At 59.2% G+C, this 11,423-nt stretch carries 9 protein-coding genes; 3 read left to right on the top strand and 6 right to left on the bottom strand.

The window, feature by feature from the left end; translation table 11 throughout:
* Positions 1-71: 71 nt before the first annotated feature.
* On the bottom strand, positions 72-998 hold the full coding sequence (locus N7578_RS07240) for a LysR family transcriptional regulator (protein WP_311109600.1): 927 nt from the start codon (positions 996-998) through the stop codon (positions 72-74).
* A gap of 97 nt (positions 999-1,095) precedes the next feature.
* Here N7578_RS07240 and N7578_RS07235 point away from each other — a divergent pair, with 97 nt between their 5' ends.
* On the top strand, positions 1,096-2,283 hold the full coding sequence (locus N7578_RS07235; RefSeq protein ID WP_311109599.1) for an acyl-CoA dehydrogenase: 1,188 nt from the start codon (positions 1,096-1,098) through the stop codon (positions 2,281-2,283).
* Between the two features lie 68 nt (positions 2,284-2,351).
* Here the strand turns inward: N7578_RS07235 and N7578_RS07230 are convergent, their stop codons facing one another.
* Positions 2,352-4,283 (bottom strand): methyl-accepting chemotaxis protein, encoded by a 1,932-nt coding sequence (locus N7578_RS07230; RefSeq protein WP_311109598.1) that lies wholly within the window; start codon positions 4,281-4,283, stop codon positions 2,352-2,354.
* Positions 4,284-4,758: 475 nt separating this feature from the next.
* Here N7578_RS07230 and N7578_RS07225 point away from each other — a divergent pair, with 475 nt between their 5' ends.
* Positions 4,759-6,195: an NAD-dependent succinate-semialdehyde dehydrogenase gene (locus tag N7578_RS07225; RefSeq protein ID WP_311109597.1), complete on the top strand. Its 1,437-nt coding sequence runs from the start codon at positions 4,759-4,761 to the stop codon at positions 6,193-6,195.
* 214 nt (positions 6,196-6,409) lie between these two features.
* On the top strand, positions 6,410-7,516 hold the full coding sequence (locus N7578_RS07220; protein ID WP_311109596.1) for a DNA alkylation repair protein: 1,107 nt from the start codon (positions 6,410-6,412) through the stop codon (positions 7,514-7,516).
* A 2-nt stretch (positions 7,517-7,518) separates the two neighbouring features.
* Here N7578_RS07220 and N7578_RS07215 read toward each other — a convergent pair whose 3' ends face one another.
* From N7578_RS07215 to cysP, 4 genes are all read right to left on the bottom strand, one after another.
* Complete coding sequence (locus N7578_RS07215) at positions 7,519-8,544, bottom strand: sulfate/molybdate ABC transporter ATP-binding protein (RefSeq protein ID WP_311109595.1); 1,026 nt, start codon at positions 8,542-8,544, stop codon at positions 7,519-7,521.
* A gap of 3 nt (positions 8,545-8,547) precedes the next feature.
* Positions 8,548-9,432, bottom strand: a complete 885-nt coding sequence (gene cysW, locus N7578_RS07210; protein WP_311109594.1) for a sulfate ABC transporter permease subunit CysW — start codon at positions 9,430-9,432, stop codon at positions 8,548-8,550.
* A 3-nt stretch (positions 9,433-9,435) separates the two neighbouring features.
* Positions 9,436-10,257, bottom strand: a complete 822-nt coding sequence (gene cysT, locus N7578_RS07205) for a sulfate ABC transporter permease subunit CysT (RefSeq protein WP_311109593.1) — start codon at positions 10,255-10,257, stop codon at positions 9,436-9,438.
* 73 nt (positions 10,258-10,330) lie between these two features.
* Positions 10,331-11,317, bottom strand: coding sequence for a thiosulfate ABC transporter substrate-binding protein CysP (cysP, locus tag N7578_RS07200; RefSeq protein WP_311109592.1), 987 nt, complete (start codon positions 11,315-11,317; stop codon positions 10,331-10,333).
* Between the last annotated feature and the right edge of the window lie 106 nt (positions 11,318-11,423).

The raw sequence follows: 11,423 nt of genomic DNA, 5'->3' as shown, positions 1-11,423 counted from the left end.
CCATCGCCTCATGTCGAGTCGGCATCCGGGGAAAACCGGACCGGAACACCTAAGCCCACAGGAAAATACGATTATTTATGCAGTGAAGGATCGCTGGAAACCCGATAGGCTTCCACCTGACGCACCAGCCAGTCGCGAAACAGCACCACCGGGCCGTGGCCGGTGCGCGACAATGGCGCGACGGCATAATAGGAACTGGGACTCTTCGCCGGGTGATCGAACGCCTTGACCAGCTGCTTCGACTTCAGCTCGTTCTCGATCAGGAATAGCGGCATCAAGGCAACGCCAAGCCCGGCGATGCATGCCTGCGCAACGCTAGAAAACTGCTCGAACCGCATGCCCTGCGGCAACACGATCGTCAACCCGAGGCTCTGGAACCAATGGTCCCACGCGCCGGGACGCGAAGCCATATGCAGCAGCGGAAGTGTGGCCAGATCCTCGCCCTTTGGCACCGGATGGTTTTTCAGAAAATCCGGGCTGCACACGGGCGCCACCATCTCCTGCATCAAAAAAGTGCTCTCCGCCCCCGGCCAGTCCGCTTGCCCGATATGGATCGCCATGTCGATCTGCTCCCGCTCGAAATCGAACTGACCGATGCGGGTGGCAAAATTGATGGTGATTTCCGGGTGGCTGGCGACAAAATCAGGAATGCGGGGCAACAGCCAGCGCGTGCCGAAGGTAGGCAGCATGGCGAGATTGAGCGTGTTGCCATGCGTTTTGGTCATGACCTGTAGCGAGGCCGAGCGTATTTCTCCGAGGGCTGCGGCAATCGATTTCGCGTAAATCTGCCCCTCGGATGTCAGGCGCACGCCGCGCGCACCGCGCTCGAACAGACGGACACCAAGCTGCTCTTCCAGCGACATAACCTGACGGCTGATAGCGCCCTGCGTCAGCGCCAGCTCATCGGCCGCGAGCGAAAAGCTACCCAGTCGAGCAACCGAGTCGAACGCAGCAAGTGCGCTGGTGGACGGCAGAAGCTTCCGGTTAAGCGAGGTCATCGCCTATTACTACTGGTAATGCGAAGATGAGTAAACATAACTTGTGCGTCAGCAGCGAAGCACCAATAATCCGGCCAACAATTTCGGAGGCATAAAGTTGAGCGAACGTGCGGCATTCAATTGGCAGGATCCCTTTCTGCTGGAAGACCAACTGACGGACGACGAAAGGATGATCCGCGATACCGCGGCCGCCTTCGGCAAATCCGAGCTGCTGCCACGCGTGCAGGAAGCCTATCTTTCCGAAACCTCCGAACCGGAACTCTTCCGCCTCATGGGCCAGACCGGCCTTCTCGGCGTGACCCTGCCTGAAAAATACGGTGCGGCGGAAGCAAGCTATGTCGCCTACGGCCTCGTTGCCCGCGAAGTGGAAAAGATTGACAGCGGCTACCGCTCGATGATGAGCGTGCAATCCTCGCTCGTCATTCATCCCATCTTCGCCTATGGCTCCGAGGAGCAGAAGGACAAGTACCTGCCTGGCCTCGTTTCGGGCGAACTGATCGGCTGCTTCGGCCTGACGGAGCCCGATGCCGGTTCCGACCCCGGCGGCATGAAGACACGCGCCGAAAAGATCGAAGGCGGCTATCGTCTGCGCGGCTCGAAGATGTGGATTTCCAACGCGCCGATTGCCGACGTTTTCGTAGTCTGGGCAAAATCGGAGGCGCACAACAACGAAATTCGCGGTTTCGTGCTGGAAAAGGGCATGAAAGGGCTTTCCGCGCCAAAGATCGGCGGCAAGCTTTCGTTGCGCGCCTCCATCACCGGTGAGATCGTCATGGACGGCGTCGAAGTGGACGAAGATGCGCTGCTTCCGAATGTGTCCGGCCTGAAAGGCCCGTTCGGCTGCCTCAACCGCGCCCGCTACGGCATTTCCTGGGGCGTGATGGGTGCCGCAGAAGATTGCTGGCATCGGGCACGCCAGTATGGCCTGGACCGCAAGCAGTTCGGCAAGCCGCTGGCTGGCATGCAACTCTACCAGAAGAAGCTGGCCGACATGCAGACGGAAATCGCGCTCGGCCTTCAGGCATCGCTCCGCGTCGGGCGCCTGATGGACGAGCACCGCATGGCGCCTGAAATGATCTCCATCATCAAGCGCAACAATTGCGGCAAGGCGCTGGATATCGCCCGTCAGGCCCGCGACATGCACGGCGGCAACGGCATCCAGATCGAGTACCACGTCATGCGTCACGCGCAGAACCTGGAAACCGTCAACACCTATGAGGGCACGCACGACGTCCACGCGCTGATCCTCGGCCGCGCCCAGACCGGCATTCAGGCGTTTTTCTGATCCCCGAGACGGTTCCGGGCGCTGATCGCGCCCGGAGATTGTTCAGAGTGTCGTATCACGCCTGCATGTCAGAATTCCTGCCAGTCGTCCTTGCTTGTGTCGAGCGCGGCATTGCCGGAGAACGCCGAAGCGATCCGGCGGCCCAGAGCGCGGGCCGGTGACGCGACTGGCCGTTCATTCGGTCGCGCAAGGTTTACCGAAGAATGCGTTTGATTGCCGAGCCTGAACTGACCGAGCAACTGGTTGAGAGAAGCGACTTCCCTCGCCAGACCGTGACTCGCAGCCGTGGATTCCTCCACCATGGCCGCATTCTTCTGCGTATCCTGATCCATCTGGTTGACCGCGGTATTGATCTGCTGAAGTCCGGATGACTGCTCATGCGCGGATTCCACGATAGCCGCCACATGCCGGTTGATTTCCTGCACTTCGACAACGATCTTTTCCAGCGCCTTGCCGGTGTCGTCGACCAGACCCACGCCTTCCTGAACCTGTCCGTTGGATGTGGTGATCAAGGTCTTGATCTCCCGCGCAGCGTTTGCGGAGCGCTGGGCCAGTTCGCGAACCTCCTGCGCGACGACCGCAAAACCCTTGCCAGCTTCACCGGCACGCGCCGCCTCAACGCCCGCGTTCAAGGCCAGCAGGTTGGTCTGGAACGCAATATCGTCGATCACGCCGATAATGCTCCCAATCTCGCTTGATGACTTCTCGATCTTTTCCATGGCCAAAACGGCACGGCGCACAACTTCGCCGGACTTTTCGGCTTCATGCCGCGTTTTCGCAACCAGCGAACCGGCTTCCTGTGCGCGCCGTGAGGAATCTTTCACCGTTGTGGTGATCTGCTCGAGTGCCGCAGCGGTTTCTTCGACGGCAGCGGCCTGCTGCTCCGTTCGTTTGGCCAGATCATCGGCAGCAGCCTTGATCTCGTTAGCCCCGGCATCGATGCCGCGAGCGTTCTGCGACACCTGCACAAGCGCCGTCTGCAGCTTTTCAGCGGAGTGGTTGAAATCGCCGCGCACGGCGTCCAGGCTCTGCGTGAAGGGCTGCGTGATGCGGTAAGCCAGATCGCCATCGGAAAGTTTCGACAGACCGGTGGCCAGGTTGTCGACGACGAACTGCACGTCTGCAGCATCCTGTGCCTTCTGCTTTTCGCGTTCAATGCGCTCTTTTTCCGAAAGCGTCCTGTTGGCTTCGGTTGCCTGCTCTAGGCGCGCCCGCTCGATGGCGTTTTCGCGGAACACCTGCACGGCCTTCGCCATTTCGCCAACTTCATCCTTTCGGCTCATGCCTTCGATCTCGGAGGCCGTATCACCGGCGGTCAGCGACAGCATGCTCTGGCGAAGACGCATGATCGGCGTGGTGATGCCGTAAGACGTCACGAAAAGTGCTGCGGCAATGACGACGAGGAATAAAATCCCAACGCCACCCAGCGTATAGGCGATCAGACTGCCGTTATGCGCAGTCAGCGTTTTGCTCTGCGTCTCGACCTCAGCCATCCTCTCAAGCAGGAAAGCGACCAGATCGTCGCTCAGCGGCATGATGAGCGCATCCGCTTTCTCCAGCGTCGTTTTTGCCTGATCCGCCTCGCCACGCGACGCAAGTGCGACAGCCTCGTCCGTCAGGGAAACGACAACGCGTGCTCGAGCCAGAAAATCGTCGAACTTTTCGGTGTATTCCGGAAGCAGCGTGGCCGCTGCGGAAAGCTGGTTCAGCACGAAAGCCTTCGTCGGCGCATAATCCTTGTAGATCACCTGATAACGCTCGTGCTGCGGATCGTAATTTTTGATCTGGTAGGCAGTATAAGCCAGCCCGGCCAGATTGCGGTTGGCGCGCGCCAGTTCCACCGTAGCCCTGTTATCCTTGCTGATGAAGTCGAAATAAACCCTGTCGGATGCATTGAATTGCGTGGAAATGTGGGCCACCGCCCCAAGCCCCGCGACGCACATCAACAGGATGATCCCAAGAATCTTCGTCCGGATTCGCGTGTTTTCCAAAAGTGTCATTTTCTATTCCCAGAACAGATAGACCGCCCTTCCCGTGCCGAAGGTCGTCTGTGTCAAGCGGACAGAGCACGTTGAGAACCCAATCATTGGGACGCGGTGTATCGTCTTCGGGCAAAGCCCCATGAAAAGCGCCCCCAAACCGGAGCGTTTAATCACAAAAAAACACAACCACCGCGTAACCAGTATGATTTCCAAGCATAAACAATCTCTTACAAATTAGTTGGATTACTGACTATTTTTGTATTTTTTCGAAGGGGGTCAATTTTGTCGCAACAAAAAAAGTTTGGCGCCAGTTACGGCAAATCCGGCAGCCTATCCGGAGCCGAGGGAAAGCCTCAATGGCGGATCATGCTCCCTATTAATTTTGTCAAACCGTTGATTGTCGGCACCATCTATCCTACCTCAGAGGCGCACCATTCGAGAGCCGGCGTTCTCCCCGGCCCTGTCTACAGCTCCCAGAACGAAAGTGGACATCATGCACACCTATCCCGACATCAAACTCCTCATTGATGGCGAATGGAAAGACGCCCTTTCCGGAAAGACGATCGCCGTATCAGATCCCGCAACCGACGAAATCATCGGCGCCATTGCGCATGCGGAGAAAGCCGATCTCGATCTTGCGCTTGCGGCCGCCGACAAGGGTTTCAAGATCTGGCGCGATACCTCGCCGTTCGAACGCTCCAAGATCATGCGCAAGGCCGCCGATATCCTGCGTGAGCGCAAGGACCAGATCGCCTATGTCATGACGCGTGAACAGGGCAAGCCGCTTGCGCAATCGGCAACCGAAATTCTGGGCGCCGCCGACACCATCGACTGGTTCGCCGAAGAAGCCCGCCGCACCTACGGCCAGGTCATCCCGGCGCGCGCCACCGGCGTTTCGCAGCTTGCCATCAAGTTCCCGGTAGGTCCCGTTGCCGCCTTCACGCCATGGAACTTCCCGATCAACCAGATCGTCCGCAAGCTTTCCGCGGCGCTGGCCACCGGCTGCTCCATCATCGTCAAGGCGCCGGAAGAGACACCGGCATCCCCAGCGGAACTCATCCGCGCCTTCGTGGATGCCGGCGTTCCCGCTGGCGTCATCGGCCTCGTTTACGGTGTGCCGTCGGAAATTTCCGAATATCTCATCCCGCATCCGATCATCCGCAAGATTTCCTTCACCGGCTCCACGCCGGTCGGCAAGCATCTGGCTGCCCTTGCGGGCAAACATATGAAGCGCGCCACGATGGAACTGGGCGGCCATGCGCCGGTCATGATCTTCGATGACGCCGATATCGAGAAGGCTATCGAGGTCACCTCGATGTCGAAGTTCCGCAATGCCGGTCAGGTGTGCGTCGCCCCGACACGCTTCCTCGTGCAGGAAGGCGTCGCGGACCGCTTCGTTGAAGGTTTCGTAGAGGCTGCAAAGGCCATCAAGGTCGGCAACGGTCTCGAGGAGGGCGTGGGCATGGGACCGCTCGCAAACGAACGCCGCATTCCCGCACTCGAAGAGCTCATCAATGACGCGGTTTCGCATGGCGGTGAACTGAAGACCGGCGGTCGCCGCATCGGCAACAAGGGCAACTTCTTCGAGCCGACGGTTCTCGCCAACGTTCCGACGACGGCGAAGATCATGAACGACGAGCCGTTTGGCCCGGTCGCCATCATCAACCGCTTCTCCAAGCTGGACGATGCCATTTCCGAAGCCAACCGCCTGCCCTTCGGCCTTGCATCCTACGCCTTCACCGGTTCGGTGAAGACCGCGCATGCGCTGAGCCATCAGGTCGAGGCCGGTATGCTGACGATCAACCACAATGGCCTTGCCCTGCCGGAAGTCCCCTTCGGCGGCACAAAGGACTCCGGTTACGGCACGGAAGGCGGTTCTGAAGCCGTTCAGGCCTATCTGGAAACCCGCTTCGTCAGCCAGATGAACTGATATTCCGGCGCGAGCCCGGAGCACCAAAACACCGTCACCCCGGCCTTGAGCCGGGGTGCAGCGCGATCAAGTCCTTGATCGAAAGGCATCCCGTCCGGCATGACGGAAGAGTAATCCGTCTAAAATCACGATCAGCCAAAACTCATTGCTCTTGCGCCGCACCTTACTTTTTCATAAAAGAACAAAAAGTGAACTTTCGCAGAAGGAAGACGGCGTGAGCGAAACGGCAGACACATCGGCACCGGCGCTGAAAGAAATCTTCAATCGCGAACGCCTTCAGCATATTGCCGACCAGACGAAGGCGGTGCATGCGCCTTTCGATACTGCCGCTTTCATGGCGCTGGCGACCGCCGATCTCGATGCACTTGGCATCATGCAGCGGATGCGACAGGTGGCGACGAGCCTTCATGCCACGCTTCCCGGTGATTACGCCCGCAACATCGACATCATCACTGCGCTTGCGCCACGCATCGGCCATGGCTTCGCGTCAATTTCTCTGCCGGAATATGTGGCACTTTACGGCCTTGATGACTTCGATCTTTCCATGCAGGCGCTGCGCCACTTCACCCGCTTCGGCTCGTCGGAATTCGCCGTCCGGCATTTTCTGCGACAGGACATGTCCCGCACGCTCAGGGTGATGGAAACATGGTCACGTGACGAAAACGAGCATGTTCGGCGGCTGGCGAGCGAAGGCTGCCGTCCCCGCCTGCCATGGTCGTTTCAGCTCAAGCCGCTCATAGATGACCCCTCGCCCGTCCGGGCCATCCTAGCCAACATGAAAAGCGACGATGCTCTGTATGTGCGCAAATCCGTCGCCAATCACCTCAACGATATCACCAAGGACAACCCGGACTTCGTGTTCCGGCTGATTGAGGACTGGCCAAAAGGTCATAAACACACCGACTGGATCGTCCGACAGGCGCTACGCACGCTTATCAAGAAGGGTGATGCCACAGCTCTTGCCCACCTGGGCGCACATGAAGAAGCGGAGATCGCGCTGGAGAGTTTCGAAGTATCACCGCAGAGGATCACACTGGGCAACACCGTGCGCATTTCGGCATCCATGGCGTCCACGGCAAACCGTCGGCAGAAACTGGTGATCGACTACGCCGTCCATTACGTCAAAAAAAGCGGCGACGCCTCCCCCAAGGTGTTCAAGTGGAAGGAAATCGAGTTGCAGCCGGGCGAGCGCTGTACGCTGTCCATCGGCCGCGCCATCCGCGATTTCACCACCCGCAAGCACTATCCCGGCCGTCACAAAGTCGAGCTTCTCGTCAACGGCCGTAAGGTAGCGGCAGCATCGTTTGAACTGCTGGCCTGATCTCAGGCAGCCGGAAAAATCTTGGCGCGGCGGATGACGATCGCGCCTCGCTCACCGGCTTCGACGGTATTTTCCGGAGGCACGTCGAATTCCAACTGGTCGCCGCTATCCGTGCTGGCGATCACCCGCCTCTCGCCTGCCCTGTCGAGAACGCGGATCACGCTTGCGGGAATGCCGTCATGCAGGTCTTCCCATTCCAGATCGCCGGGGCGCGCATAGATATCCACCGGCCCGTCAGCCTGCCCGTAGGCGAAGGGCAGTTCGCTTTCACCGACGAAGATTTTGCCGCTGCGCGCCACGCCGGAAACCTTGTTGGCATCGCCCAGAAACTTCATGACAAAAGCGCTGTTCGGCTGGCGGCAGACCTCTTTCGGCGTGCCCTGCTGGACGATTTCACCCTGATTGAGAATGACCACGCGATCAGCAAGATCGAGCGCCTCTTCCTGATCGTGGGTTACGAAAATGGTGGTGATGCCAAGCTCATCGTGAATTTCGCGCAGCCAGCGGCGCAGATCGCGGCGCACATTGGCGTCGAGCGCTCCGAAAGGCTCATCGAGCAGCAGTACCTTGGGATCAACGGAGAGAGCACGTGCCAGCGCCACACGCTGCCTCTGCCCACCGGAAATCTGCGCCGGGAAGCGGTTCCCCAGACCGTCGAGCCTGACCAGCCGCAACAGCTCCTCGACACGGGCGTCGATGGTGGCCGTGTCGCGCTTCACCTTCGACACCTTCATGCCGAAGGCGATGTTTTCATGCAGCGTCATATGCGGGAAGAGCGCGTAATGCTGGAAAACGAAACCGACGCCGCGATCGCGCACCGGAATATCGGTAGCGTCCTGATCGCCGAAGAAGATACGACCGCCATCGGTATATTCCAGCCCCGCCACCATGCGCAGGATCGTCGTTTTGCCGGAGCCCGAGGGGCCGAGCAGCGCCAGCAGCTCACCGCTTTCGATATCAAGCGACACATCGCGCACGGCGCGAAAGGTATCGAAGCTCTTCACCACGTTTTCGAGGCGGATTTTCATGGATCAAGTCTCCGTAGCGGCGGCAGCGCCGTTTGTCTTTTTGCGCCCACGGCCAGCACCGCGCCGTTCAAGCGCCACCTTGGCGATGATGGTGACGACGGCGAGCAGGGCAAGAATGGAGGCCGAGGCGAAAGCGCCCGCCGTCTGGTAATCGTGGTAGAGCAGTTCGATGTGAAGCGGCAGGGTGTTGGTCTGGCCGCGGATGTTGCCGGACACGACGGACACCGCACCGAACTCACCCATGACGCGGGCATTGCAGAGCACGACGCCGTACAGCAGCGCCCATTTGATGTTGGGCAGCGTCACCGAGAAGAATGTGCGCCAGCCGGAAGCACCAAGCGAGGTCGCCGCTTCTTCAAGATCGCGCCCCTGCGCTTGCATCAGCGGGATCAATTCTCTGGCGACGAAAGGAGCGGTCACGAACATGGAAGCAATGACGATACCCGGCAGCGCAAACAGGATCTTCACGTCATGCGCATCGAGGAATGGTCCAAACAGCCCCTGAAGGCCATAAACGAACAGGTAGGCGACACCGGCGACAATCGGCGAAATCGAGAACGGAATCTCGATGAGCACCAGCAAAAACCGTTTGCCGGGAAAATCGAACTTGGTGATCGACCATGCGGCAGCAACGCCGAAAGCCGTATTGACCGGTACGGCGATCAACGCCGTCACCACCGTCAGCATGATCGCGTGATGGGTATCGGGATGGGCAATCGTTGCCACGTAGGCTTTCCAGCCCTGCTTGAAGGCTTCGACGCCGATGATGATGAGGGGTGCCACGACGAGCAGCGCGCCAACCGTCAGCACGAAGGCTATAAGGCTGCGGCGCACCCAGGGGGCGTCGCCGACACGCGGGGGCTTTCGGTGAGCGGAATGAGCACGCATCGATCAGCCCTTTGCCGTGTAGCGAAGCGCGCGCGCTTGCAGAAAATTGGTCACAGCCAGCATGACGAAAGCCGTGATGAGCAGCACGGAGGCAATCGCCGCCGCCGCCTGATAATCGTATTCCTCCAGCCGGATGAAGACGAGCAAGGCAGTGATCTCCGTCGACATCGGCTGGTTGCCGGCGATGAAGATGATCGCGCCGAATTCACCGAGCGAGCGAGCAAAGGACAGCGAAAGACCCGCCAGCAGCGCCGGGGCGAGCAGCGGCAGGATGACCTTGCGGAAGATAGCAAGATCGGAACCCCCGAGCGACTGCGCCGCTTCCTCCAATGCCGGATCGAGATCCTCCAGCACCGGCTGCACGGTACGGACAATGAAAGGCAGGCTGGTAAAGGCCATAGCCACCATGATGCCGAGCGGCGTATAGGCCACCTTGACACCGACATGCGCCAGCAACGACCCGAACCAGCCGTTCGTCGCCAGAAGCGTCGTCAACGCGATACCTGCAACGGCCGTCGGCAATGCGAAGGGCAGATCGACGATGGCATCCACGATGCGCCAGCCGGGAAAACGATAGCGTGTCAGAACCCAGGCCAGCGCCAGCCCGAAAACCACGTTGAACAGCGTCGCGGCCAGTGCACAGAGAACTGTGACGCGGTAGCTCGCAACGGCACGCGGCGAGGAGATGATGGACCAGTATTCGGCAGGCCCGAGACTTGCCGCTTTGAACACCAGCGCCGCCAGCGGCAGGAAGACGATGATGGCGACATAAGTGAGGGTGACGCCAAGGGACAGTTTCAGTCCCGGCAGAACATTTCGTTTCAACCCTTGCCCCCATTCATGAAAAAGCGACCCGACGGTTTCCCGTCGGGCCTCTCATTTTTTCAGCGATTATCGATTAACGGCTGCCGTAAAGCGTATCAAGCGTGGCGCCGGAGGCGAAGTGCTCTTTCTGGATCTTTTCCCAGCCGCCGAAAACGTCGTTGACGTTGACCAGACGAATTGCCGGAAACTCGCTCTTGAATTCCCCGGCGACCTTATCGTCATGAACGCGATGGCCGAACTCGGCTGCGATACGCTGGCCCTCTTCCGTATAGAGGAAATCAAGGTAGCTCTTGGCCAGATCACGCGAACCGCGCTTGTCGACAACCTTGTCAACGACGGCGACAGGAAATTCGGCCAGCAGGCTGACGGAGGGAACGACGCCCTCGACCTTTTCCTTACCGTACTGCTTGGCAATGCCACGGGTTTCGGCTTCGAAAGTGATCAGAACGTCGCCAATTTCACGCTCGACGAAAGTGGTCGTGGCAGCGCGCCCCCCGGTGTCGAAAACCGGAACGTTGTCGAAGATTTTCTTGACGAATTCCTTGATCTTCGTCTCGTCGCCGTTGAACTTCTCCTTGGCGTAAGCGGTCGCGGCGAGATAGGTGTAGCGGGCGTTGCCGGAGGTCTTCGGGTTCGGGAACACGAGCTTCACATCGTCGCGGGCAAGATCGTCCCAATCCTTGATGTTCTTCGGGTTTCCAGCGCGCACTAGGAAGGACGGGAAGGAATAGAACGGCGATGCGTCGTTCGGGAAATCCTTCTGCCAGTCGTCGGACACGAAGCCCTGCTTTACCAGGAAATCGACGTCCGTGACCTGATTGAAGGTAACGACATCCGCTTCCAGACCTTCGACGATGGCGCGGGCCTGCTTGGAGGTGCCGGCATGCGACTGGTCAACCTTAATGCCCGGATGCAGTTTCACGAACGCCTCGTTTTCGGCCGCGAAAATTTCGCGGGCGATATCGTAGGACGCGTTGAGGATGGTGGTTGGCGACTGGGCATGCGCAACGCCCGAGATAAGGGCGGCGATGGCCGTGCCGATGATGAGAAGACGCTTCATGAATACCCCCGAGAAATCGAATTGCCGACAAAATATCGGTCAACGGCGAAAGCTGCGAGGAACAGTCATGCGTTCCACGGCTCCGGATTGGAAATTCCATCCGAAA

Source organism: Agrobacterium tumefaciens, from assembly GCF_031801495.1.
Classification (GTDB): domain Bacteria; phylum Pseudomonadota; class Alphaproteobacteria; order Rhizobiales; family Rhizobiaceae; genus Agrobacterium; species Agrobacterium tumefaciens_K.
The sequence above is the reverse complement of the archived record's forward strand: the minus strand, read 5'-3'. Positions and strand labels throughout refer to the sequence as shown.